This is a genomic window from Acinetobacter sp. ANC_7512 (assembly GCF_056779935.1).
The window spans coordinates 228,874-253,339 of record NZ_JBWYIX010000002.1; the positions used below are offsets into that span (position 1 = coordinate 228,874).

Consider the following 24,466-nt stretch of genomic DNA (forward strand, 5'->3'; position numbering starts at 1 on the left):
AAACATTCTATCGTGTTGAGTAAAACCAAGGTGGTTAAAGCTGAAGGTTTTCTCTCTCGAGGAATCAAACAACTGGGGCAACGTTTGTTGCCTTGGTTAGTACCCATTTTTCTTATTGTGATTTGGCAACTTGCTTCAGTCACTGGCATTTTAGAAAGCCGTGTCTTGCCTGCTCCAACCGCAGTGGTTTTGGCTTTTTGGCATCTATTGCTTAGTGGTGAACTGTGGACACATGTCCAAGTCAGTGCGGGACGTGCACTGATTGGCTTGCTGATTGGTGGGGGCTTAGGATTATTTTTAGGATTGTTAAATGGCTCATCTAAAGTCGCCTCTACGTTACTCGACACGACCCTACAAATGATCCGTAATATTCCAGCTTTAGCTTTAATTCCATTGGTGATTCTATGGTTTGGAATTGACGAATCTGCCAAATTATTTTTGGTCGCGATTGGCGTGTTTTTCCCAATTTATATCAATACGTATCACGGTATCCGATCTGTAGATCCTCAGCTGATCGAGATGGGCAAGAGTTATGGTTTAACACGCTGGCAGTTATATAAAGAAATTATTTTACCAGGTGCTCTTCCTTCCATTTTAGTTGGTTTGCGCTTCGCACTAGGTTTAGTTTGGGTTCTGTTAATTGTGGCTGAAACCATCTCAGCACAAGCTGGAATTGGCTACATGACCATGAATGCGCGTGAATTTTTACAAACAGATGTCGTTTTAGTTGGGATTCTACTGTATGCCCTACTTGGTAAATTAGCGGATGTACTCGCGGTTGCCTTAGAAAAATATTTATTACGCTGGCATCCAGGCTATCAAAAATAGGAATGCGTATGACTGATTTAAGTATTTCAAATCTCGCTGATGAACATGTCATTCCAGATCATGCCAGATCAGCTCCACAAAAGATCGGTGCAGAAATCAATCTTGAACAACTGCACAAGTTCTATGGCAAAGTTAAAGTATTAGAGGATTTAGACCTACATATAGAACCTGGTGAATTTGTTGCCATTGTGGGTCGAAGTGGCTGTGGTAAGAGTACGTTGTTACGGTTAATCGCGGATTTAGAACAATCGAGTTATGGTGAGATTAAATTTAAATCTGCACTGAACTTTCGTGAAGGTATTACCGCTGATGACATCCGCGTCATGTTCCAAGATCCTCGCCTATTACCATGGAAAAGCATTTTAAAAAATGTGCAATTGGGCTTAGATAAATCCCAGCATGATAAGGCTGAAGCATTATTGGAAAAAGTTGGCTTAAATGAAAAAGCTGAACTTTGGCCTGCACAACTTTCAGGTGGACAACGTCAACGAGCAGCGCTAGCACGTGCCTTGTCTCATACCCCTCGAATACTATTACTTGATGAACCTTTGGGGGCTTTAGATGCGCTTACGCGTTTAGACATGCAAAATCTAATCGAGAAACTATGGTTAGAACAAGGCTTCACCACCATCTTAGTGACACATGATGTCAGTGAAGCAGTCCAGTTAGCAGATCGTATTATTTTGCTCGATAAAGGTCATATCGCACATCAGTTCAAAGTAGATTTACCACGACCGCGACAAAAAAATGTCAAATTTGCAGAGCTTGAACAACAAGTTTTAGAAGCCGTACTTTCAACTTAAGCGATACAAAATATGACATTCTGAATTGTTGAATAAGGTAAATGGAAGTGTCTAATTTTCGTCGGAAAATTAGACACTTTTCGTACTGATAAATGGCTTTTTTTAATTAAATTAAAAGATATTCTCGATCAGCATTTCCCACATGAGTAATATGTATTTGTTTATCAAATAGATTGTACATGTGTCTTATTATTAGTTTTATCACTTAACTACACAATTATTCTTCATATTCTTTTGCAAATGGCCTAATCCTTGTGCACAAATCGCACGTTTTGCCGTACAATTTGAGGTTCCTTTTTATAATTTACTGACGAGATGGAACAAAAGAAGAGTACGCAAAAACGTCAACAGCTTTTAGCTGCTGCATTAGATGTGTTTTCTGTGTATGGTTTTAGTGGTGCAAGCTTAGATGAAATTGCACAACTCGCGGAAATGCACAAATCGAATATTTTCTATTACTACGAAAATAAAGAAGCGCTCTATGTCGAAGTGCTGACTACAGTCATGCAAAAATGGTTAGCTCCACTGCAAATGTTGGAAGCTGATTTAGAGCCTGCTGAAGCGATTACGCAATATCTTATGCAAAAAATTGAGGTTTCCCGTACTCAACATAAAGCATCAAAATTATTTGCTTTAGAAATTATCCAAGGCGCACCACATATCCTGCCAATTTTGAAAGGTCCATTAAAAAAACTCTTCAAACGTAAATCTAAAGTGATTGCTACATGGCAAGAGCAAGGCAAAATATCAGACAAAATCGATCCTGAAGTTTTAATTATTAACCTTTGGGGAATCACACAAAACTATGCTGATTTTAGCACTCAAACTGAAATGGTGACGGGAAAAACCTTACGTAATCGCACCATGTATCAACGTACCATCGAGCATACGGTGCATATGATGCTATATGGTATTTTACCTCGCCCATAATTGGTTTCTCTAAATCTCTTCGAGATTGATCTCTGGCATACGACCATAGTTTCTATGGTCGCCAAAATCTTCAAAATCTAGTGTTCCATACTCTGATATAAAGCCAATAATTTTTGAGCGCCCAACAACAAGTTCTCCTCCCAATCTAAATGTGCGGTGTCGTTTGCCCCATCTGTAATGTATTTCACGGAAATCAAACGAACGCCAAGTTTCTTACATACTTTGGCGAGCGCATATCCTTCCATATCAACCAACTGACATGGCACCTTAGGCGCACCAGTTTCAAAGCTATCGCCAGTCCCACAAATGCCCTTGGGAAGATGTTGAAAATACGGCTCTAGGTTAATCGCTGCGGGAAATTCCTGATCCATCGGTGTAACACCAACTTCAAAGCCAAGCGGTGAAACATCCATATCTCGCTGTACAAATGTTGTTACTTCAACCAAGGAATGCGCATCAAAATGCGAACTTCCTGCTGTTCCTAAATTAAGCAAAGTTGTGCATCCCGTTTTTTGAATCACTTCAAAAGCTTTAAATGCTGCATTGACCTTACCAATACCACTGTAATGTACTGCAATATTTTCAGCTTCGAATAATCCTTTAGATTCGCTTGCTAAGGCCATAATTAGGGCTAGATCAGACATGCAGATACTCATTGACTAAATTATTGCTGCTCATTAAAAATCAAGGTTGAATAAACTGCAAACATAAAAAGCTGAGGCCTCGCTCAGCTTTTGATTTCAATCTATTTTATACATGTCTTAGACTTTATTTTCTAAATAGCTTTTTAGACACGGTGAGAATAATAAATGCCCGCGATAAAAGCCGACCAATGTTTTACTCATCACAATAAGCCAAAGCAAAACTAATAGCATTGTGAGCAAATAACCCAATTGATAAATGATGCCTACATTCAGCTGCTCAGCTAAACTCAAGACCGCTAAGCTGAATACCCCCAGTGGAAAAGTCAGTCCCCACCAACCTAAGTTAAAAGGCAAACCTTGCTTGGCATGATGATAAGTGGTTAACACTGCAATCCCGAACCACCACAGCCCAAAGCCTAATAAAATCAGACTAGCAAAAATGCCACCTTGCTGTAAGAACTCCCCTAACCCTGCTAAGCCTACACTGGCAAGAATAGTTGGTGCTTGTGCACCCAGTAATAGTAAGGCCAGTGCCCCTGTACCAATTGGACCTAAAGCCAACCAACTGCTCATGGCTAATTCTTTCGGTGGTAGTCGATGTAGTGCAAGACGTAACATCAAAATACTCAAAATCGCAAATGCCGGTAAAACTGACATCCCCCAAAGGATATAGCTGCCCAATAATATTCCCACACTGTGTGTCGTTGCTGGTAAATGTGCGAGTAACACGCCACCACTACTGGCTGCGACTTCACAAGCCACAATTGGCAACAACCAAACAGCAGTCATGCTTTTTAGTTCATGTTGTTGTCGTTGATACATGATAAAAGGCACGAACCAAGCAATTGCAACCGCCAAAATCACATCGACATACCATAAGCTTTCCGCCAAACGTAATGCCTGTTCACCATAGATAGGTTGACCATATTTCACCAGTCCATTGATGATGGTTGCCAATGCCATAGGAATAGCACCGAAAAACAAACTCATCATCGGATGTTGAAAAATCTGCTTTGCCTCATTGGTATACAAGATCCATCGTAACAGATAGAGGCTACTAAACAGTAAAAATAGGCCAATGTTCACATACCATAAAGTCTTCCCAAGCTGCCATGTCAGTCCTTTCAACACTGGAAATTCTGATATAATCAGTGCAACCACACCTGTCCCCATACTCACCGTAAACCAGTTTGGTGTAAAATGACGGATCACATCAGACACTTGTGTCAAATCTTGAAAAAGTCCGCGCATGGTTGATTCCATAGCCTTGAAGATAAAAACAGCATAATCCAATTCCATAATAAGAAAAATTGATTAATATTTATTTTTAAAATAAATTTTATTGATATAAAAATCTGCAATGAAAGTATTGAATAAAAACACAACAACAAGACGAAATTGTGAGAATATGGCAATATATAGCCCAAATTAATTTTAGTCACCATTTCGCCCATGAAGCTACTCCGTCTGAATGCTTTAGCGCCCAACTTTCAATTGCCCAAAACTGCCGTCACCATTGGCAATTTTGATGGTGTTCATTTGGGTCATCAGGCGATGGTTCAGCAATTAAAAGACATAGCACAACAACAAGATTTAAAAACTGTGGTGATGATTTTTGAACCACAGCCTTTAGAATATTTTAAAAGTTACGACGCACCACCACGAATTAGTTCATTACGTGAAAAAGTGGAACATTTGGCTGCACTTGGTATCGACTACATTGTTGTTGCCAAATTTGATGACACATTCCGTAATTTAAGTGCGGAAGAGTTTGCTGATATTTTAAAATACAAGCTGAATACCCAAAGCCTAGTACTCGGTGAAGATCATCATTTTGGTAAAAACCGACAAGGTAATAGCCAATTCTTGCGCGATTATGGTTTTCAAGTCACCGATTTAAATAACGTTGAACTGAATGGCGAGCGTATTAGCTCTACCTTAATACGCCAAACTTTGGCTACAGGGGACCTTAAAAAAGCTGCGGAGCTACTTGGTCGCCCGTATAGCATTACGGGTCGTGTTCAATATGGTGATCAAATCGGTCGCACCATTAACTTTCCAACTATCAATGTTCGTCTAAACCGCCATAAGCCCTGTTTACATGGTATCTATGGTGTTGAAGTGATTTGTGAAACAGAATCGTTAAAAGACAAAGTTCGCAATGAAAATGCCGAATATCCAGGTATCGCTGGTTATGAGTCTACAGCCCTTTTCGGTGCAGGACATGTCGGCACCCGACCAGCCATCCAACAGGAACATCCAGAGTGGCGATTAGAAGTACATTTCCCTGATGTTTCTGCTAATCTGTATGGCCTGTTAATGCGGGTAACATTTTTGAACTTTGTTCACGGCGAAAAGAATTATCCTTCGCTAGAAGCACTCAAAGCTGGGATCGATGATGATGTTGAGCAACTGCTTGAGTTTCGCCGAAATAACCCCAACTTTCCTTATTAATACTCCTTAATTTTTGTAAAACGCGTCAGCTTTAGACTGATTAAATTGGAAGACAACTTGCATGAGCGATAAGCAAACTCCTGAAAATGCAGTGGACTATAAAGCCACGCTAAACCTCCCAGGTACTGACTTTGCAATGAAAGCAAATCTCGCAGTACGTGAAGCGAAATGGTTAGAAGAGTGGTATGCCGACAACATTTATCAGCAGATTCGTGCGTCGCGTATTGGCAAGAAAAAATATGTGCTTCATGACGGCCCTCCTTATGCGAATGGTCAAATTCACTTAGGTCATGCGGTTAACAAAGTCTTAAAAGACATCATCATTAAAAGCCGAGTAATGGATGGTTTTGATGCACCATACGTACCGGGTTGGGACTGTCACGGTCTGCCAATCGAGCTTAAAGTTGAAGAAAAAGTCGGTAAAGTCGGCGTAAAAGTAGATGCTTCTACATTCCGTAAAGCCTGCCGTGAATATGCTTACACACAAGTTGAACTGCAAAAGAAAGACTTCGTGCGTATGGGCGTGTTTGGTGATTGGGACAATCCGTACTTAACGATGAACTTCAAACAAGAAGCCGACATCGTGCGTTCATTGGGTGCTATTGCCAAAGCAGGTCATATCGAACCAGGTCTTAAACCCGTCAACTGGTGTTTAGACTGTGGTTCATCATTGGCTGAAGCTGAAGTTGAATACGAAGATAAAAAATCAGACGCAATTGATGTGGGTTTCAGCGTTGTTGATTTAGCTGACCTTTCTGCACGTTTGGGTGTAGACATTGCTGAACGTACCGACATCGTGATCTGGACCACAACACCTTGGACCATGCCTGCCAACCAAGCGGTTGCGCTTCATGCTGATCTCGAATATCAACTTGTTAAAGCAACAGGTGAAGACAAAGCACCTCAAAACTTCATTCTTGCGAAATCATTGGTTGAATCAGCTACTCAGCGTTATGGTTTTACTGCATTTGAAGTCATTGCAGAATTCACTGGTGCAAAACTTGAAAACCTTGTTCTGCAACACCCACTGATCGCTGAACGCCAAGTGCCTGTAATCTTAGGTGAGCACGTGACTGACGGTAGCGGTACAGGTGCTGTACATACTGCACCAGGTCATGGTGTAGACGACTATAAAGTTGGCTTACAGTACAACTTAAAAGTTGAAAACCCAGTCGGTGGTAATGGTGTGTATCTACCAACTTCGCCACTCTTTGCAGGCGAGCACATCTACAAAGCCAATCCAAAAATTATTGAAGCATTGACTGAAGCAGGCAAACTTTGGGCACATGTTGTGATTAAACATAGCTACCCACATTGCTGGCGCCATAAAACACCGATTATCTTCCGTGCAACACCACAATGGTTCATCAGCATGGATGCCCAAGGTCTACGCCAAGGTGCATTGAACGCGATTGAAAATGATATTGAGTTTGTACCAGATTGGGGTAAAAACCGTATTCAAGCGATGATCGAAGGTCGCCCAGATTGGTGTATCTCTCGCCAACGTACTTGGGGTGTGCCAATTCCATTCTTCGTTCATAAAGATACTAACGAGTTACACCCTCGTACACCTGAATTGATTGAAGAAGTTGCGAAGTTAATCGAGCAAGAAGGTATTGATGGTTGGTATAACCGTGATGCACGCGAATTCATCGGTGATGATGCAGATTGCTATAACGCTGTTCGAGATACTTTAGACGTATGGTTCGATTCAGGTACAACACACTTTGCAGTCCTTCGTGAACGTGAAGAGCTACAAGACCCTGCTGATTTGTACCTTGAAGGTTCAGACCAACACCGTGGTTGGTTCCAATCTTCATTGTTGACTTCAATGGCAATCAACGAACGCGCACCGTATAAAGGCTTGTTGACACACGGCTTCGTGGTCGATGAGAAAGGCCGTAAGATGTCGAAATCGATCGGTAACGTCATCACACCGCAAGACATCATTAAAGATATGGGTGCTGATGGCCTTCGTTTCTGGATTGCATCTGCAGACTACCGTTATGAAATGACCGCAGGTAAAGAAATCTTTAACCGTGCCTCAGACGGTTACCGTCGTATTCGTAACACATTGCGTTTCTTGTTAGCAAACTTAAATGGTTTCCAACCTGCGACTGATTGCTTAGCGATTGATGATTTGATTGCACTTGATCAATACATCTTGCAACGTGCTTCAGAAGTGCAAGAAACCATTAAGAAAGCTTACGAAGATATGAACTTCCATATCGTGACAAGTGCGCTGACGAATTTCTGTATCAACGATTTAGGTGGTTTCTACCTAGACATTATCAAAGACCGTCAGTACACCACCAAAGCAGATTCTCAAGCACGCCGTTCTGCACAAACTGCGTTGTACCATTTGGTTCAAGCATTTGTACGTTGGATGGCACCTATTTTAACGTTCACCGCACAAGAAGCTTGGCCATTGATTCCCGGTCAAACTGAGAAATATGTCTTCACTGCTGAATGGTATGATATTCCGACTGCATCAAGTGCCAATGTCGTATCAGAAACTGAATGGCAAACATTGATCAATGTGAAATCGGCAGTGAATAAGTTTATCGAGGCAGCACGTGGTGCGAAAACTGTGGGTTCAAACTTGTCTGCTAAGGTTGAGCTTTGGGCGAATGATGAACTTAAAGCCGTTCTAGACAAATTAGGCGATGAACTTCGTTTCGTTCTCATTACTTCACAAGTGATGGTCAATAGTTTCGATGCAGCACAAGGTGAAGTATCTGACTTAGAAGGCTTGAATGTGAAAGTTTCTGCTGCTGACGGCGAAAAATGCGTTCGTTGCTGGCATGTTCTGCCTGATGTGAATACACATCCATCACATCCAGGACTATGTGGTCGTTGTATTATTAACCTCCCTACAGGTCAAGGCGAAGAGAGAAAATATGCCTAATCCACAAAATAATAAAAAAGGTTTATTCCAATTCTATCCCCACAATTTGTGGTGGATAGGATTGTCTATTGTTGCCATTATTTTGGATCAATGGACTAAATGGATAGCAAGTACACATCTGACTTATGCAGACCCTGTACCTGTTTTACCTTTTTTAAATTGGACATTACTACATAACTACGGCGCTGCCTTTAGTTTCTTGTCCGATGCCGGTGGATGGCAACGTTATTTCTTTACATCACTTGCAGGAATTGTCTCGGTTATTTTTGTGTTTTGGATTATGCGTATGCCAAAAAACATGAAAGTATTGCCTTTAGCCATCGCACTCATCTTAGGTGGGGCGATTGGTAATCTTATTGATCGAGTAAGTTTAGGCTATGTTGTAGATTTTATTCATGTCTACTATAACAATAGCCACTTCCCTGCTTTTAACCTTGCAGATAGTGCCATTACTTTAGGTACCATCTTAATGCTGATCGATACTTTTTTCTTAGAGAAACATCGTATTCAACGTGCGGAAGCGCAAAATGACTGATTTTATTAATCCAAATGAAGATACTCGCATTGAAGCGGGTTCAAAAGTACATTTACACTTTTCAGTAGCCATTGAAAATGGTGTTGAAATTGATAATACCCGTAGTCGCGAAGAACCTGTAAGCCTCGTGATAGGTGATGGCAGCTTATTGCCTGGTTTTGAAAAAGCTTTATTTGGCTTACGCGCGGGTGACCGTCGTACAGTAAGTTTACCTGCTGAAGATGCTTTTGGCCCTTGGAACCAAGAGAACGTGCAAAAATTTGATACTGTTAAATTTGAGCAACGTCCTGCTGAAGGTCAAATGATTGAGTTTGAAGATAAAGCAAAGCAGTCATTATATGGTGTGGTTAAATCGGTTGGTGATGATATCACTGAGGTCGACTTTAACCATCCGCTTGCTGGTAAGGACATTACTTTTGAAGTTGAAATTTTCAAAGTAACACCAGCAGGTCAGCAAGGCATCAAAATTATGTAATGCCTGATTCGTACATAAAAAAGCGCCTTATGGCGCTTTTTTTTAGATACATTTTCGATCTACCTTTTTTAAAAAAAACATTTTAAAGTCAGTGTGATAACAGATAGAAGGATAAATTTGGTGAATATTCAAATTATTGTGGGAAGCATTCGAGAAGGCCGCACAGCCATTAAAGTTGCAAATTGGGTTCAAAACACGATTTCATCATATAACTACAGCACGATTAAGACAGAAATTGTGGACTTAAAAGAATGGGATTTACCGTTTTTCGCTGGAGCAAATCCACCACTAACGGGTATATATGATCAACCTAAGCAACAAGAATGGGCTGCTCAAATCGCGAAAGGTGATGCATTTATATTTATTAGTCCTGAATATAATCATGGGTACAGCCCTGCACTTAAAAATGCACTCGACTATTTAGGTAAAGAGTGGAATGGAAAACCTGCTGCTTATGTCAGTTATGGCGGTAGTAATGGCTCTCGCTCTATCGATCAAATCCGTCAAGTTGCTACGCAATTAGGTTTAGTCGACTCAAATGCCGTGGTTGAGATTCGCGATATTTTTGCACGCAATCGCAATGAAACATTCGAAGGCAATGAATTCGATGACAAAGCGCTTAAATCTGCGTTTGATAAAATTGTGCAATATGTAAGTGCGTAATAATCATCTTCAGATCATCAGTAGGTGCGCGATTACAAATACCGAAGACACTTTGATCGAGATAAAATTATAGTTGAAAAAGTGAACCCTCTAAAATTAGAGGGTTCTTTTTAGATACAGATCAATGAATTAACTAATTTTGTCCAACCGTTAAACTTTGATTCCCTATACATTTGCATCCACATGCCAAAGGTGAATTATGCTGTGCGGCGGGTTTTCCCATAATAACCATTTTGCTGTCACCCGCAACAATTGTCGTCACCGTTTTATGTTTAGGACAGGTGGCCTTATCCCCTACACAAGCAACTGGCTTACCTTCGATTAAGAAAGAACTATTTGCTGAAATAACCTGCCCACCACCAGTGGTTGGAGAGCCAATCGTAATATAAGGGAAAGCCATACACTTGTTCCTTTTATAATATTTTATTGAACTTCAAACTCGATTCTTCGATTTTTCTTACGACCCTCTTCCGTTGCATTGTCTGCAACAGGTTCATCAGCACCCATACCCGCTGTACTTAATCGTGAAGGTGAAATATTCTTGGCAATCAAATATTGTTTTACTGCATCCGCACGTTGCAAGCTCAATTCTTTGTTTTTCTGTGGATTACCTTGACTGTCAGTATGTCCGATGATTTTGACATTTTTGCCTTGAACTTTGTTTAGCGCAACCACCATTTCGTCTAAAATTTGTGTGCCTGCTGGTAAAAGTGTGGCACTTCCAGAAGCAAATTCAATAATTCGATTTTTTAAAGCATTATCAATGATGGCTTGTTCTGCATGATTCACAGATAACTGTGCATTAAAGCGATAAGGTGCCACAACTAAATTTTGAAATGTATTTTGAGTCGGTACGATATCATTTTGATTGAGGACTTTACCTATGAGCTCAACTTGTGTTCCTCTTACACTCAATTTTCCTTGAGAAACTTTTTTAAGATCAGGTGTAATGACTTGTGTCACGGAATCACTCCATCCATTGGGTGCAGTGACAGGACGAACCTGAATTTTATCGATAATTTGGTCTTGGCTATAGACCACTTTCATTTTATTCAATATGGCCTGTTTGCTCATCTCGTTAGGAACAACTCCCTCAACGATAATTTCTTTCGCAAACGATATAACACTTATACTCAATATCGAACTAAGCAATGAAATCTTTAATAAGGTTTTCTTCATCATTATTCTTCTATAAAAGTCTGTCGGAATAATTTCATTCCTTGATTTAAACTCAACTGTCGTTCGCACAAAGATTGCTCGAGTGCAGCAAGACCTGCATTTTGTTCCAAATAGCGATCAATCCACTGTGCTTGTACCAATGAAACCCAATGTTCAGAGCTTAAGTTCTGATTGAAAATATCACTTAATGCTTCAATATCTGCGCCCTGAAAGCCAAATAATAAAACTGGACGTTCTGAATGAAGAATACCAATTAACACTTCGGTATTATGTTTTGGCAAAAATCTTGCGATTAAACTAACCCAGAATGCTGCGATTTCATAACAAAAACTAGGGTTGTGAATTGGTAAAATTAACACCTTATTCAGTTTACTCGTTCCATTTTTTAATACAGGTTGGAGTAAAAGACCTAGTCCAATCATGCTTTGTGCAAGCTCATAGACCGATATTTTCATCATTTGTGCAAATGAATGCATGGTGTGATTTTCAAAAAAAGCGGTTGATTCAGTTACATCAAGAACTTGAATTTCTTTTTTGAGCTGAGCCAGTTTTTCGATTAAATCATCAGCATCTCGAATTTGACGAATCACACGGTTTCTTTGAAATAAGTCAATCAAAACTGGCTTATAGCTATAAGGTGCATAGAGCAAATTTTGGTAGGGTGCATCCACTTCCAATAAGTGACTCAACACCATAGGAAACTGACGACCTGAGCTGTCTTGGCTGGTCACTAAGTTTGCAACCAAGAACATATTTTCACGCGGATTGGCAATAAAGAAATCTAATGATGCCAAACTTTGATAATTTTGATCGAAATTTGGATTTCTCATTGCCATTTCAAGCGCTTCAGTAATCCACTGATCAATCACTTGAATCAAAGAATACTGTCCTTTGGTTTTCAGAAAATCGCCACGAGCAGGACTCTTACCATAGTACAAAGGCATTGTTTTCACACTGTACATATCGCCTCCTACTGATGATCCATCTTAAGTTGTACTCCATACATCATGGCTGTGCTCCTTGTGTTGCATTTTGCAATGCCGTATTCGTTGAATTCTCAGCTTGAGGTGCTGGTGTTGGTGCCTTTTGAGCAGATACCACACGTGCTGTCGCCTTGTTGGTCGTCACCTTATCAACCAATTGCAAACCGTTTAAATCACGATTAGAACCAACGCCTGTTCCACCTTGACCTGAATTCCCACTGATCAAACGAAAGTTTACTTTTACCGCTAATGATGGTTGTTGAGCACTTGCCCAAGTCATTTCGATGACACCATTTTGATCACGACGTTGCGAAGAGTCGATCAAACGATTGATCCCGTATTCACCTGGTGCATCAAAAATCGTATGCGTTTTCCCTTCGAGATCGACTGCAGTAATACGTGCTCCAGGAATAGCACCAGTATTCGGCCAAACAAAGTTCACCCACTGTTGGATACCATTTTCAAAGACCATACGTTGACCATCAATATCAATCGTATAAGACAGCAACTGTGGATTAGACAATGGATAGAATTGGAAGTTGGACTGATTGGTCGCAGCAGGCGCAGAACCTTGTGACAAAGTACCTGTAGCTACACCGTTAAGTGGTGAAACATAGCGTTGGAAACTCATCACAAATTGTGGATTCAAGATAATGCCTTGGTCTTTCCACGTTTTAGAAGTCAGTGTGTAGCCACGACGAATCACAAATGGATCGAGCGTTTCTTTAACAAAATTGGCAATACTACCGCCCTCACCGAAGATTTGACCGATTTCACTACTCGTCGCTTGGATTGAAGCCGAGGTATTGAATGGAACCTTTTGGCTCAGAGTCTGATTAAACGGTTGATAAGCTTGCATCACCCATAATTTATTAATCTCATCTTGTGCTGGCGTGATTAAGCTTGCAAAGGATTGTGTCAGTGGACTCACCAAAAGCTTTTGAATGAGCTTATTGTCAATATCATTCAGACCGACCGTCAGTTTTTCATCGACAAGTTTTTGCGTAGTATTAAATACTGAGGTTTGTTCATTGATGGTTTGTTTTACCAAAGCCATCGCATTTGGGCCAATATCCCCTGCATTTCGGAGATCATTAAACTTACTGCGTACCTGTGCAAGATTTTCTAAATACTCATCAAGTAATGATTTATTTTGCTGATCATCACGTTTACGAACCAACTGATAAAAAACGTTAAATTCTTTTGATATAGCACCTTGGGCGCGCTCAGCTGCACGTTGAATTTCATTGGTATTATCTTGACGAAGAACCTTACGTTTAAACCAAGCGATAAATCCTGTTTGTGGAGCAGCCAATTCCGCTTGAACCACAGGGTTATCCCAATTGGTTTCTTTCGCTGTATGCTCAATGAGCAAACGTATCGGGGAGTTTTGAGGCTCACCCAATAAATCTATTGTTTTATGTTGCTGGGCAAAATCAGGTTGTTTTGCATAATAAATTCCATTCAAGAATTTACGCCACTCTGCGATATATTCTTTCTTATAGAGTTCAGTCAGCTGCTTACGAATTTGATCTGGACTACCACTAAAGGTGAGGTCATCTGATTGATTGCTGTTCAACACCCAGTCACGACTGTCTGTCGGACTATTCGCAGCTTCATCAATGGCTTGATCGATATATTCGTTCCATGCCTTATATGTAAATACCCCAGGAAGAGCATAAGAACCTAATACGGCACTACGATTGTTCTCACCTACAATTTGAGCTGCTGTCACTGCTGGATATCGTACGGCAGCACGCATTTTGATCTCATTATAAACTCGATCACGTGCTGGCATCCCCTTCATCACCGCCAACAATACTTGTCGGCTTTGATCAACCAATTGCGCATCCGCTGACAACTGTGGGAATTTTGGATCATTCGCCAATGTCATGGTATAGGTCAGCACCTGCTCCGCTTTTTGGATCATTTCACCACGTGGCATTTGTCCACGATTCGCATCTAACCACGAACGCCAAAAGCGCGTAACCTGATCACTCAGATGACTTGCTTCCATATATTTTGAATTGCTCATCATCAAATAAGCTTTCAATGCGTTGTAAGCATCTTGGGGATTCGAATCAGAAGGTTCCAAAGCATTTTGTGCAGGTTTAGCCGATACTTGCTGAATTTCAACATTAACGTGATTTTCTTTTAGTGTCGCTTCATTATTTTTTACACGTTGCAAGAACTGACCAATATTTTGTTGAGATGGTTCTAAAACAATTTGTCGCACACCATTTAAATATTCGGTTTTAAGTTTTTCCCGCAGATCATTGCCTTGATACAAACCAAAGCCAAACTTTAATGGACGATCTTCTTCAAATTGATCTAACTGTTCTAAACGCTGTTGTAAAATTAGTAACGAGTCGAGCTGTGTCGCCAAATGCTGACCTGATGCCTGCTCCATTTGCATCACTTTATTCAGATCAGCTTGAACATCTGCGATCAACTGTTGATTGTTACGGTAAGACCACACCCACAGGCCTAAAATTACAGATACCCCAAGTAAAGCTGCAATAAAACTCAAATAACGTTGGCGCTTTTTCGCCGGGTTAATATGTTGCTTCACCAAGTTTTTATCTTTCAGAATGACATCTGAAAATAATCCCTTTAAGAAATACCCATGATTCTGTGATACAGAATTTTGTGGAATACCATGTTCGCTGTTCGGAATTTTCTGAAGTCTAAATTCTTGAGCAATTTGCTCCGTCATTGGACTCTCGATCGTTCCTTCTTGTAAGGCACTGGTGAAGTAAAAACCACGGAATACAGGTTTGAACTGATACGGATTTTCCTCAAATAGTGTTCCTATAAAAGTTTTGAGTGCTGGTTTTAAAGTCTTAAACTCAAGCGGAAAAGTCATCACACTTGGTGAGATATTCTGTGCATGACGGCGACTTAAATGAGTCGTACTTACGCTTTTCAATCCATCATACAAAATATTGTAATGATGCTCGAATAGATCAACAGCATTTTCAGATGAATCTGGATTATAAGGCAGCGTTGCTCCCCAAACTTGGTCAAATTCATCCTGATCATAACAATCAAAAAACTCAGTGAATCCTGCGATCAAATCCATTTTAGAAAACACCAAATACACAGGTGCAAAGATTTCTAAACGTTCCGTCAAATCTTGTATACGTGCTCTCAAGTTTTTAGCGAGTTTCAAAGATTTTTCAGGACTTTGGCTAACTAACTCGGCAATACTGACGGTGACAATCAGTCCATTAATCGGCGCTTTAGATCTATTTTTTTTGAGCAAGTTCAAAAAACCAATCCACTCAGAGTGATCTTCTGCATAGACTGAGTAACGACCAGCAGTATCCAACAACACCCCTTCTGTTGAGAAAAACCAGTCGCAATTACGTGTTCCACTCAAACCTGAAGACACTGCATTTTTATGCGTTTCTTCGAATGGGAACTTTAAGCCCGAGTTATAAATGGCAGAACTCTTACCGGCAGCAGGGTTACCAATGACCATATACCAAGGCAACTCATATAGCGCTGCATTCCCTTTTTTATCACCCAGCTTTGACTTACGAATGAGCTGAATTGAATCCTTCATCTGTTGATGAACCAATTGTAGTTCATCTTTATCCTTCTGCTTACCATACTCAGCTTGGGTATCTTTTTCGATTGCTTCCGCCAATTCTTCCCCTTGCTTCTCATGGCGTTTGCGTTGAATGAACCAATAGATTCCATAACCGATTAGACCCAGTACATAAGCCACCGCAAGCGGCCAGAAATACTGTCTAGGTATCGTGTGATAGGCAGACACTAAGGCAACAAACAATGACAATGCAATGATTGCCTTTGGGTTTGAAACGTACTGCCATACATAGCCTAATATCGTGTGCATTGTATTCTCATTTTTTTCGTAAATTTTTAAACGTTTTGCTGCTCAGGATTTATGTCTGATTCTGATTGATAAGTTTGAATAAATGTCTGAACATCTGGGTTTTGAGTTGTATACACCATTGTCATCAAGGCATCATCAAATTGAAAAGCGAGAGTAAAGCCAAAAATTTTAGCTAAGCTTTGTGTATTCCCAAGTGTTGGAAAAAGCATTAAATAGTGATGTTGCTCAATATTCGTATTGGCAAAATTTTGCTCAATTTTCTTAAGTGTTTTGAGTTGAGTAATGTCATCCAACAGAACTGTAAAGGGCTGCTCATTTTCCACTTTGAACTGATGATCAATGTTATAGCGATCTAAACTCTGTTTCAGTTGTTTTTCATTTATCGCAATATCTAATGTTTTCGTAGGTAAAACATTTTCAATTTGAATTTTAGGTGAAGCTAAACAACAGCTCGAAATATATTCTGCAGGAATATACTGCTCTGAAATCCAAATCTTTTCATCTAATGTATCTTGGTCAATTTCGGAATCAACGATAAACACAAGACTTATAGACGACTCATCTTTTTCAATACTTTGTAAAAGATGAATCCATTCACTATAGCTTGTTTCAGCACCCCAATAGTGGTGTTCCACGTGAAACACTTCAGGAATATAATTGAGCTGACTCAGGTAGTCTGAAATGAGTTGCTCAGAATCTTGTTCATCCCAAACATGCAGTAATTCTTCAGCGAGAATCAGGTGGATTTTAAGCTTATTCAGTCGATAAACTTGCTGCACAGAAGGAGTATCTTCTTCCCCATCATGATACTCAGCCTGAGGATCAATCCATGCTGGATGCATACGATAAGATTGGCTAATTTGAGTATCGTAGAAAAGTGCAGATTTTTTTAAATGCTCACTAATTTCCCAGAGTATTTCTGTTTGTTGTTCGAGTTGAGTCAGAATCAATTGGTGAATGCGGTATTGCCGTTTGAAGCTATATTCATCCTCTTCATCTTGTTCGACGTCTAAATCAGAAATTCGATAACTCAGAATAGGCAAGCCATACCCATTCAATAATTTGTCATCAAGTTCAGGACTCTTGAATTCCCGAATCGCATCAATAATCAGATGATTTTCACCCAAAGCATTGAGTGCATAAGCGCGATAGACATTTAAATTGATCCACTCCACAGGCTCAGGCTGTAGCTCCTCAATTGCGACCTCATCGCTAAGTTGAGGATCATTCTGTTTATTTTTTTGCTCTTTTATCCAATGATAAATCATATATGGCATCACCAAAAAAGCAGTGATTGCAACAGGTAACAATCCAAAAAAGATAAGTAGATCACTGCCAGAAGGATCAAAATTGATGTCACGCCAATACAGCACCACAATCGCAGAAATCACCAGATAAACAGTAAGGAACACTCCAACAATGATTTTGATCATGACGCTACTCCAAGCAATGGGTAGCAAGTTTCATCATTGTCTAGCGGTTGATTATGAGCTAAAAAGGCACCCTGACTAAGCCCCATAGAATGCTCCGAATTTAAAGTAATAGGCTGTATTTCTTGTTTTGATAAAATTAAACGAACATCAACCAATAAGGTTGGGCTACACCAGCTTTGTAGTAGTTTTTTTAATTTTAAACTTAGTTTTTGTTGTGGTAGAAAATCTAGGTAAGTTTTACGATCCAACGGTCCAATTTGAATTTCAATTTTGCCATCAATTTGGGTAATAGTCTCTCCACAAAATGTATTCAATCCTAACAAGCTTGGCGTCGCCCCTCCTAAGGATGTTCTCTGCTGAAGCTCTAATTTAAATTTTTCAGGGATAAACTCTTGTATTGCCACATGCTGATTAAATACCTGCGCAATCATGGTTTTTAAAGCATGTGCTGTATTATTTTGCCCCTGCATTAATCCTGCAAATTCAGCAAAATAATCATCAAGTTCTTGTTGTTGATGTTGCTGACTAATATAACCATTTAAAGCATGGATAATATTCAGATAATGATTTTCAGACTCGACCTCATACCGTACTGGTAAATTGTACTTGACCGTCGCATCAACGAATTGTGAAGTGAGCTTATGATTAAATAAACTCAAGAATTGCGTTGTTTCAACTCGAAATTTGCGTGATGCTGATTTAACTTTATTGGTATAGCTATAGGGTAATGCCCCCTGCATGCCAGTCAAACCCACCATTAAATTTGTAAGCTGAACTTTTTCATCTTCTAAAGCTAGCGATTCAATTTCTTTTTTAGGGAAGTTAAGCTCTAAGGAAGGATGAAATTTAAAATCACGATCCCATGGTGTATGTGGCCGAGCAAAGGGCACATGTCTTAACAATCGAATCGACTGAATAAACTCATAAGCAGTCGGCTGTTGAAATAAATGGTCTATTACAGAAGCTTCTTGCCACCAACGTTCTGCACGCATTGGTATAACTCCTGTTGTGATTGAGCATCTTCGATTATGACATCGACAAAACTGTTTAACTGCACTTTTAAGTTAAACACATGACTCAGCAATTGACTGAAAATATAAAGACTATGACCTCTGAATATTTGTTCATCGATTCGGATAACAACTTTGAGTCCTCGTACGAAAAGCGGGAAAGGTTTTGCTTCAACCAACTTATGCGTCAGGCTAAATTCAATTTGTTTAATCGAATTAATTAACAGATGATTTTCTTTATTCGCCGGTAAGTTATATAACTCTAATAATTCTTTTAAATGTGCTACCGCATCCCCTTTCATCAGTGCTAACGTATTTAATGAAAGATGAGAAATAATGCGCCATTGCTCTTTCTGATTTTGCTCAAATTGATAGGGTAAACTCGGACGCTTCAATACCAACGCTCGACGTGCCAAACTACTATCATTCAGATTTAAAATATTATTTGACTGGCTTAATGCTTCATGCGGTAAATTCCGATTCGAACATAGCAATACGGTGCTAATAAAATCAGACTTTGTATCATACGGCTGTAAATGCTTAGAAATAATGGAATAACCCGTTTCAACAAACTTATTGTTGAGCTGTGATGAGTTCAATGCATAGAAAAATTGGACATTTTCATCATGGTAATGACTCATTCCAAAGAACGGCAACACTGGATGATAAACCTGTTCCTGATTAATCTTTTCACGAACCATGTGCATTTTCTGAATCGAATAGACCTGATAAAACTCAGGATGATGCGCATCCGTGATCAATGGATATTCAAGTTGTCGATGATGTATTTTTTGTGGTTCAGCATTTTTTTCAAAAAGATTAACAGCCGGCGTGCTAAATAATTTGAAATTTGCAACATTCAGCTCTGAATAATTACGAATAATCGCCTGATCGTTTAGGTTTAACTTAAAATGAATTTGGAGATCAAAACTCGTTTGCTGATCTAATAAATTTCTTAAAAAAGAAAAATCAAGATTAAGAAAGCTGAATTTATCTGCAAAACAAAAATATTCCATCAACAAGCGATAGGCATGATGTGTATGTTGATCAATAGGCAATAAACTCTCATCTTCCTCAAAGCCCATTAAGGAAAATGGATTAGAAATTTGATAAAGCTGTGTTCCAATGCGTACCGTAAAAGTCGTATCTTTTTTGAAAATACTGTCCAAAACTTGCAGCGGAAAATTTGAAATAGCATCTAAATAAATAGGGAGTTTTTCTTGATGAATCCACAAGCCTGCTTCATTGAAAGTTTCAAAACTTAATTGCAAAGTGGCATTTTGATTGAGATGAATTTGAGCACTTGGGTTCGTTTTAAATTGAACTTGATTCAGTTGAATGGGAAGTAATCGTACAGCTTGAGAGGTATTAAATTCACATTGTACCCCCTTAAAGCTTCGTGATTTTAGCGTTGTTGCCTGCGGAATGACGTGAGCTTCAGTTAATTGTTTTATTTTATTTTGATCCTCGAAACTGACGACAGTACAACTTGGAAAATGTCTTAGATATTGAGGGAACATCACCTCAAATAAAGCACGTGTAAAAACGTCATAACTGTCTGCTAATTTTTTATCAATTCGAGCAGCAATCAACGAAAACGCCTGAATTAAGCGCTCAATGTGTGGATCATCAATCTGTTCTTGGTTGAGCGAGAGCCGTTGGGCAATTTTAGGATACTTCTGAGCAAACTCGCGAGATTGTTGACCAAATTCTTGTAATTGTTTTTCGTAGTACGGTAAAAGTTCTTCTATCACAAAAGCCCCAATCTTAAGATCTAGCCGAAATTACATATTGTTGTGTCGTTGGTTTCAATAAAGCATCAAAAACTACAGGCTCATACAATGGATGGATATTTAAATATGCTTGAATACTGAGGCAAAGTGCGCCCATATTGTCGCTGTCTAACAACATTTCAACTTGAATTTGTCGTAGGCGAGGTTCATGTGCCGCAATGGACTGCTGAATAGATTGGCAAATTTTGTCTCGATCCATTGGATTGGCTGTTGATAATCCAACAAAATCAATAATGCCAAACTGTGCAATCGAGCCTTTAACCGTAGGGAAGTCATCAATTTGATCAAACTTGGCTACTCGACTATTGAGTAGATCTTCCAAGTCATGTGCAACAGATTCACGTAGCTCTTGCATAGATAAGCCTTTGATCTGATCCTCATATTCTGGAATCAAGCGGTCAAATAAAGTTGCACGGAAGCCAAATGGATAAAGATGATCTAAATTTGTTTTCATCTTGCCTACTCTAAAAGATGAATAAAGGCCAACTTAAGTCAGCCCCTACTCCTCTCACTTTCAAGACTTTAAGCTTTGTAGCTTGCAGTGTTGTTAGAAAGTGACCATTGCTTCGTGATCGCACCTTTTTGAGTACCATCGATATCTTGTTGGTTGTATGTCCACTCAACAGCAGCATATTTCAAACCAAATGCTTCAGTCGGAACACCTTCAGCATTTACAGATGGTGTTACGCTTGAAACTAGAACATGTTTCAATTTGATTTGAAGGTACTTAATACGCTTATCACCATTCGCACGGTAGTAATCGATTTGTACTTCATCAAAAGTGTAACCAGCAGAACATGCTTCCCAAAGTTTCGGGCTAGTCGCATCTAAATCTTTAACGAATAACATGTCTGAATGTTCAACACGCTCAGAAGTATGACCACCAACACTTGAAGATGTCGCAGATTTAGGCTGACGGATGTTATGAGACCAAGAATTAACTTCCAACCAATCTTTGTGCTCAGTGTCACGAGATTCGCCGTCTACTTTGTATTTTCCTCGAAATTGAACATATATATCTTTCATGAAGATTTCCTGTTTTATTTAACGTTATTATAAAGTTGCTCTATTTAATTAGAGGACTGAGGTAACTCAGTGACAAGTCTCAAAGATACCGACAACTCGTCCAACTGGAAGTGCGGTCTTAAAAACACGACCGATTTGTAGTGACCAGGGTTCGCCGGGTCTTCCACAACTTTTACAGATGCTTCACGAAGCGGGCGCTTAGCTTTGGCCTCTTGTGATGCACCATCATCTAGTAATACATATTGAGATAACCAATCATTCAAGAAGCTTTCTACATTTCCAGCTGAAGCAAAACTTCCGACTTTATCTCGCATCATTGCTTTCAAATAATGCGCAATACGCGACACAGCCATGATGTATTGAATCTGGCTTGAGAGTGCTGAATTTGCATTCGCTGTATCGCTATCATATTTCTTAGGCTTTTGGGTCGATTGAGCCCCAAAGAACGCTGCGTAGTCTGTGTTTTTGCAGTGTACTAATGGAATAAAACCGAGATCGCTCAACTCTTTCTCACGGCGGTCCGTAATCGCAACTTCTGTCGGACACTTAAATACGACTTCACCATCATTGGTTTTGAAGGTATGTACTGGCAAGCCTTCTACTAAACCACCACCTTCAACCCCACGAATTGCCGCACACCAACCATGCATATCAAATGCATTCGTTAAACGTGTACCGAAACCGTATGCTGCATTCATCCAGAGATATTGATCGTGATCTTCACCTGACACTTCTTCAACGAAGTTAAACCCTTCTGTTGCCCAACCCTCTTTAGGGTCATAAGGCAGGCGACCCAGAACGCGTGGCATAGTTAAAGCCACATAGCGAGAATCATCACTTTCACGGAATGAGCGCCACTGTACATATTCTGCAGTTTCAAAAATTTTAGATACATCACGAGGACGATCAATTTCAGTGAAAGATTCAAGACCTAGAATTGAAGGGCTTGCTGCTGAAATAAAGGGTGCATGAGAGGCAGCGGCAACATGAGAGATTTGTTCTAAAAGATACATATCTGACGGTGTGCGATCGAATTCAAAATCACCAATCAAAGTTGCGTAAGGTGCACCACCAAAAGAACCATATTCTTCTTCATACACTTTTTTGAACAATGTGCTTTGATCAAAGTCAGTTGCGCCTTGGAAGTCCTTAATCAATTCTTTTTTAGTGGTATTTAAAATGCGGATTTTAATTAAAGGATTTGAAGGTGTTTCTTGACAGAAATAGTAAAGTCCACGCCAAGTCGACTCAATCTTTTGAAACTGTTCATGATGCATAATTTTGCTTAATTGAGCAGAAATTAAAGCATCAATTTCAGCAATACGCTTATCTATTGAGACCGTCATGTTTTCTGAAACAGTAATTGTTCCAGCCATAACTTCTTTGGCTAATTCACCAATTAAATTTTTCGCACGAACATGTTCATCATCGTTACGCGCTATTCGACTTTGTTCAACAATCGAATCTAGAAGACTTGTTTCTTCAACAGCATTGCTTGTCGCAGGTGCGGTTTGTAAATTACTCACGGTCATCGCCTCCTGCTTCGGCACTTAATTTGCGTACTTGATCTGTATTTTGAAGAATTTCATCAAGCAGATCTTCTAGACGTTCGCTATTTGAAATTTTATTACGCAAATCTGAAAGGCGTTCACGCGCTTCAACCAATTTGCGTAAAGGGTCAACTTGTTGAACAACATTTTCAGGTCGGAAATCTTCCATTGAGTTAAAAGTAAGATCTACCGACATATTTCCACCCTCTTCCGAAATTGTGTTTTCAACTTGAAAGGCAGCTCTTGGTGCTAGCGAACTCATTACTTCATCAATGTTATCCAAATCTACATTAATAAATTTCTTATCTTTCAGTTTGGTTCTTTCAAGTTCAGATGCTGCTGAGAAGTCCCCTAATACACCAACAACAAAAGGAAGTTCTTTTATTTCTTTACCATCACCTACTTCTACGTCATACGTCAGTTGTACTCGAGGTGGTCGGATGCGTTGTAATTTTTTTTGAACACTTTCACGCTTAGCCATATTATTTTTTCCTAAATTTGTAATTTGATCAGTTCAACGAGCCAAATGGATTCTCACGTTTTGGTGCTGCTGGTTTTTCAACTTTCGCAGGTGTCGTTGTTTTAGCGGGTGTTGTTTTTGCTGGAGTCGATGCACGGCGCGTCGTACGTGCAGGCTGTCGAGTAGTTCGAGTCTCTTGAACACGCTTAGGTGCTTCTTCAACTTTGGTTTCGATTACAGTCAAAGGTTTAGCTTTTTTAACTGCTTCAGAAAGTGCCAATGCTGGTTCGTAAGTCTCTTCAGTCAAATAACGTACTTCTGGTCCACGCATTTGCTCTAATGCCTCATTCGCGATTCCGATTCCAGCTAAAAACTTAGTATCTGTTAACGATGAGTGCTGAACATTTTGTGCATTAAGACTGTTCACCAATTGAAGTGCTTTCTGATTTTGTCCGATTTGTTGAAAACGCTGAGCTGCTTGTGCTAGAAAACCATTTTTATTGTCTTTATTTTTTTTATCACATGCTTGAGCATAAATTTGTAGCAATGTCTGGTCTGTTTCACCCGCTACTAATGGATGATCTTTAACACAACCTCTTTTGAGTTTTACTTCATCTGCGTAAGTTGTAGACGCCATCCCCAACCCAATTAGCAGAGTTGTAAGCAGAATTTTAGTATTCAAAATACACCCTCATTTATTATAAAATTTACATTAACTATATGATTCATTAAATCATTTTTTAACACACTCAATGTTTAGAGCAATGTCTTCTATATATATTAGATTTAATTAAAATTTAAACTTATAAATGCAAACTTAGTCAACATTATGACCATTATAATAAAGAAACAATTAAGTTTTTTAAGTTACAAAATTATATAGTTCTGTAAACGATTCACACTATAGGATAGTTTTTTTATCACCTTTAT

The 24,466-nt window shown here is 39.5% G+C and carries 22 protein-coding genes; 8 read left to right on the plus strand and 14 right to left on the minus strand.

The window, feature by feature from the left end; translation table 11 throughout:
• The first annotated feature begins 30 nt into the window (after window positions 1-30).
• The 3 genes from ssuC to AC1M9H_RS03730 all read left to right on the plus strand — a co-directional run bounded on the left by ssuC (window position 31) and on the right by AC1M9H_RS03730 (window position 2,561).
• Window positions 31-828, plus strand: a complete 798-nt coding sequence (gene ssuC, locus AC1M9H_RS03720; protein ID WP_481586967.1) for an aliphatic sulfonate ABC transporter permease SsuC — start codon at window positions 31-33, stop codon at window positions 826-828.
• An 8-nt stretch (window positions 829-836) separates the two neighbouring features.
• Window positions 837-1,631 carry an ABC transporter ATP-binding protein gene (locus AC1M9H_RS03725; protein ID WP_481612782.1) on the plus strand — a complete coding sequence of 265 codons (795 nt, stop codon included), beginning with the start codon at window positions 837-839 and terminating at the stop codon, window positions 1,629-1,631.
• Between the two features lie 315 nt (window positions 1,632-1,946).
• Window positions 1,947-2,561 carry a TetR family transcriptional regulator C-terminal domain-containing protein gene (locus AC1M9H_RS03730; protein ID WP_481592000.1) on the plus strand — a complete coding sequence of 205 codons (615 nt, stop codon included), beginning with the start codon at window positions 1,947-1,949 and terminating at the stop codon, window positions 2,559-2,561.
• Window positions 2,562-2,638: 77 nt separating this feature from the next.
• On the opposite strand, the gene AC1M9H_RS03735 is transcribed toward AC1M9H_RS03730, so the two are convergent.
• The gene (locus AC1M9H_RS03735; RefSeq protein WP_481608689.1) at window positions 2,639-3,205 is read right to left on the minus strand and encodes a 5'-methylthioadenosine/S-adenosylhomocysteine nucleosidase family protein; all 567 of its coding nucleotides are present in this window, start codon (window positions 3,203-3,205) and stop codon (window positions 2,639-2,641) included.
• Between the two features lie 117 nt (window positions 3,206-3,322).
• Window positions 3,323-4,456 carry a TDT family transporter gene (locus AC1M9H_RS03740; RefSeq protein ID WP_481592002.1) on the minus strand — a complete coding sequence of 378 codons (1,134 nt, stop codon included), beginning with the start codon at window positions 4,454-4,456 and terminating at the stop codon, window positions 3,323-3,325.
• Between the two features lie 201 nt (window positions 4,457-4,657).
• On the opposite strand from AC1M9H_RS03740, the gene ribF reads away from it, so the two are divergent.
• The 5 genes from ribF (at window position 4,658) to AC1M9H_RS03765 (ending at window position 10,240) form a co-directional block, all read left to right on the plus strand.
• A complete protein-coding gene (gene ribF, locus AC1M9H_RS03745) occupies window positions 4,658-5,659 on the plus strand; it encodes a riboflavin biosynthesis protein RibF (RefSeq protein ID WP_481592003.1) in 1,002 nt (333 codons plus the stop codon).
• 61 nt (window positions 5,660-5,720) lie between these two features.
• Window positions 5,721-8,567 (plus strand): isoleucine--tRNA ligase, encoded by a 2,847-nt coding sequence (ileS, locus tag AC1M9H_RS03750; RefSeq protein WP_481592004.1) that lies wholly within the window; start codon window positions 5,721-5,723, stop codon window positions 8,565-8,567.
• Window positions 8,560-9,102: a signal peptidase II gene (gene lspA, locus AC1M9H_RS03755; RefSeq protein WP_035270556.1), complete on the plus strand. Its 543-nt coding sequence runs from the start codon at window positions 8,560-8,562 to the stop codon at window positions 9,100-9,102. The genes ileS and lspA overlap by 8 nt, the downstream gene beginning before the upstream one ends.
• Window positions 9,095-9,577: an FKBP-type peptidyl-prolyl cis-trans isomerase gene (locus AC1M9H_RS03760; RefSeq protein ID WP_035270560.1), complete on the plus strand. Its 483-nt coding sequence runs from the start codon at window positions 9,095-9,097 to the stop codon at window positions 9,575-9,577. The genes lspA and AC1M9H_RS03760 overlap by 8 nt, the downstream gene beginning before the upstream one ends.
• A gap of 120 nt (window positions 9,578-9,697) precedes the next feature.
• Window positions 9,698-10,240 carry an NADPH-dependent FMN reductase gene (locus AC1M9H_RS03765; protein ID WP_481588750.1) on the plus strand — a complete coding sequence of 181 codons (543 nt, stop codon included), beginning with the start codon at window positions 9,698-9,700 and terminating at the stop codon, window positions 10,238-10,240.
• A 133-nt stretch (window positions 10,241-10,373) separates the two neighbouring features.
• Here the strand turns inward: AC1M9H_RS03765 and AC1M9H_RS03770 are convergent, their stop codons facing one another.
• The 12 genes from AC1M9H_RS03770 to AC1M9H_RS03825 form a co-directional block, all read right to left on the minus strand.
• Window positions 10,374-10,640 (minus strand): PAAR domain-containing protein, encoded by a 267-nt coding sequence (locus AC1M9H_RS03770; protein ID WP_092766603.1) that lies wholly within the window; start codon window positions 10,638-10,640, stop codon window positions 10,374-10,376.
• A gap of 23 nt (window positions 10,641-10,663) precedes the next feature.
• Window positions 10,664-11,422, minus strand: a complete 759-nt coding sequence (locus tag AC1M9H_RS03775) for an OmpA family protein (RefSeq protein WP_481612783.1) — start codon at window positions 11,420-11,422, stop codon at window positions 10,664-10,666.
• Window positions 11,422-12,381: a type VI secretion system-associated protein TagF gene (gene tagF / locus AC1M9H_RS03780; RefSeq protein WP_481588748.1), complete on the minus strand. Its 960-nt coding sequence runs from the start codon at window positions 12,379-12,381 to the stop codon at window positions 11,422-11,424. Before tagF ends, AC1M9H_RS03775 begins: the two co-directional genes overlap by 1 nt.
• Window positions 12,382-12,424: 43 nt before the next feature.
• The gene (gene tssM / locus AC1M9H_RS03785) at window positions 12,425-16,264 is read right to left on the minus strand and encodes a type VI secretion system membrane subunit TssM (RefSeq protein ID WP_481590192.1); all 3,840 of its coding nucleotides are present in this window, start codon (window positions 16,262-16,264) and stop codon (window positions 12,425-12,427) included.
• A gap of 26 nt (window positions 16,265-16,290) precedes the next feature.
• Window positions 16,291-17,697 (minus strand): hypothetical protein, encoded by a 1,407-nt coding sequence (locus tag AC1M9H_RS03790; protein WP_481607149.1) that lies wholly within the window; start codon window positions 17,695-17,697, stop codon window positions 16,291-16,293.
• Window positions 17,694-18,689, minus strand: coding sequence for a type VI secretion system baseplate subunit TssG (tssG, locus tag AC1M9H_RS03795; RefSeq protein ID WP_481607148.1), 996 nt, complete (start codon window positions 18,687-18,689; stop codon window positions 17,694-17,696). Before tssG ends, AC1M9H_RS03790 begins: the two co-directional genes overlap by 4 nt.
• Window positions 18,653-20,461, minus strand: coding sequence for a type VI secretion system baseplate subunit TssF (gene tssF, locus AC1M9H_RS03800; RefSeq protein WP_481612784.1), 1,809 nt, complete (start codon window positions 20,459-20,461; stop codon window positions 18,653-18,655). Before tssF ends, tssG begins: the two co-directional genes overlap by 37 nt.
• A gap of 13 nt (window positions 20,462-20,474) precedes the next feature.
• Complete coding sequence (tssE, locus tag AC1M9H_RS03805) at window positions 20,475-20,954, minus strand: type VI secretion system baseplate subunit TssE (protein ID WP_092766610.1); 480 nt, start codon at window positions 20,952-20,954, stop codon at window positions 20,475-20,477.
• A gap of 68 nt (window positions 20,955-21,022) precedes the next feature.
• On the minus strand, window positions 21,023-21,526 hold the full coding sequence (locus tag AC1M9H_RS03810; RefSeq protein WP_092766611.1) for an Hcp family type VI secretion system effector: 504 nt from the start codon (window positions 21,524-21,526) through the stop codon (window positions 21,023-21,025).
• Between the two features lie 44 nt (window positions 21,527-21,570).
• Entirely contained in the window at window positions 21,571-23,052 is a 1,482-nt protein-coding gene (tssC, locus tag AC1M9H_RS03815; protein WP_092766612.1) for a type VI secretion system contractile sheath large subunit, read from the minus strand.
• Window positions 23,045-23,557 carry a type VI secretion system contractile sheath small subunit gene (gene tssB, locus AC1M9H_RS03820; RefSeq protein WP_092766613.1) on the minus strand — a complete coding sequence of 171 codons (513 nt, stop codon included), beginning with the start codon at window positions 23,555-23,557 and terminating at the stop codon, window positions 23,045-23,047. Before tssB ends, tssC begins: the two co-directional genes overlap by 8 nt.
• A gap of 28 nt (window positions 23,558-23,585) precedes the next feature.
• The gene (locus tag AC1M9H_RS03825; RefSeq protein WP_092766614.1) at window positions 23,586-24,173 is read right to left on the minus strand and encodes a hypothetical protein; all 588 of its coding nucleotides are present in this window, start codon (window positions 24,171-24,173) and stop codon (window positions 23,586-23,588) included.
• Window positions 24,174-24,466 lie beyond the last annotated feature (293 nt).

Excerpts from the sequence above, each read along its gene's own strand:
- ileS (WP_481592004.1), top strand. The coding sequence starts at position 5,721 with ATGAGCGATAAGCAAACTCCTGAAAATGCAGTGGACTATAAAGCCACG.
- AC1M9H_RS03775 (WP_481612783.1), bottom strand. The coding sequence starts at position 11,422 with ATGATGAAGAAAACCTTATTAAAGATTTCATTGCTTAGTTCGATATTG.
- ribF (WP_481592003.1), top strand. The coding sequence starts at position 4,658 with ATGAAGCTACTCCGTCTGAATGCTTTAGCGCCCAACTTTCAATTGCCC.
- AC1M9H_RS03740 (WP_481592002.1), bottom strand. The coding sequence starts at position 4,456 with ATGCGCGGACTTTTTCAAGATTTGACACAAGTGTCTGATGTGATCCGT.
- tssM (WP_481590192.1), bottom strand. The coding sequence starts at position 16,264 with ATGCACACGATATTAGGCTATGTATGGCAGTACGTTTCAAACCCAAAG.
- tssE (WP_092766610.1), bottom strand. The coding sequence starts at position 20,954 with ATGAAAACAAATTTAGATCATCTTTATCCATTTGGCTTCCGTGCAACT.
- AC1M9H_RS03770 (WP_092766603.1), bottom strand. The coding sequence starts at position 10,640 with ATGGCTTTCCCTTATATTACGATTGGCTCTCCAACCACTGGTGGTGGG.
- tssB (WP_092766613.1), bottom strand. The coding sequence starts at position 23,557 with ATGGCTAAGCGTGAAAGTGTTCAAAAAAAATTACAACGCATCCGACCA.
- tssG (WP_481607148.1), bottom strand. The coding sequence starts at position 18,689 with ATGCGTGCAGAACGTTGGTGGCAAGAAGCTTCTGTAATAGACCATTTA.
- AC1M9H_RS03725 (WP_481612782.1), top strand. The coding sequence starts at position 837 with ATGACTGATTTAAGTATTTCAAATCTCGCTGATGAACATGTCATTCCA.
- AC1M9H_RS03810 (WP_092766611.1), bottom strand. The coding sequence starts at position 21,526 with ATGAAAGATATATATGTTCAATTTCGAGGAAAATACAAAGTAGACGGC.
- tagF (WP_481588748.1), bottom strand. The coding sequence starts at position 12,381 with ATGTACAGTGTGAAAACAATGCCTTTGTACTATGGTAAGAGTCCTGCT.
- AC1M9H_RS03735 (WP_481608689.1), bottom strand. The coding sequence starts at position 3,205 with ATGTCTGATCTAGCCCTAATTATGGCCTTAGCAAGCGAATCTAAAGGA.
- lspA (WP_035270556.1), top strand. The coding sequence starts at position 8,560 with ATGCCTAATCCACAAAATAATAAAAAAGGTTTATTCCAATTCTATCCC.
- AC1M9H_RS03790 (WP_481607149.1), bottom strand. The coding sequence starts at position 17,697 with ATGATCAAAATCATTGTTGGAGTGTTCCTTACTGTTTATCTGGTGATT.
- AC1M9H_RS03825 (WP_092766614.1), bottom strand. The coding sequence starts at position 24,173 with ATGGCGTCTACAACTTACGCAGATGAAGTAAAACTCAAAAGAGGTTGT.
- AC1M9H_RS03730 (WP_481592000.1), top strand. The coding sequence starts at position 1,947 with ATGGAACAAAAGAAGAGTACGCAAAAACGTCAACAGCTTTTAGCTGCT.
- AC1M9H_RS03760 (WP_035270560.1), top strand. The coding sequence starts at position 9,095 with ATGACTGATTTTATTAATCCAAATGAAGATACTCGCATTGAAGCGGGT.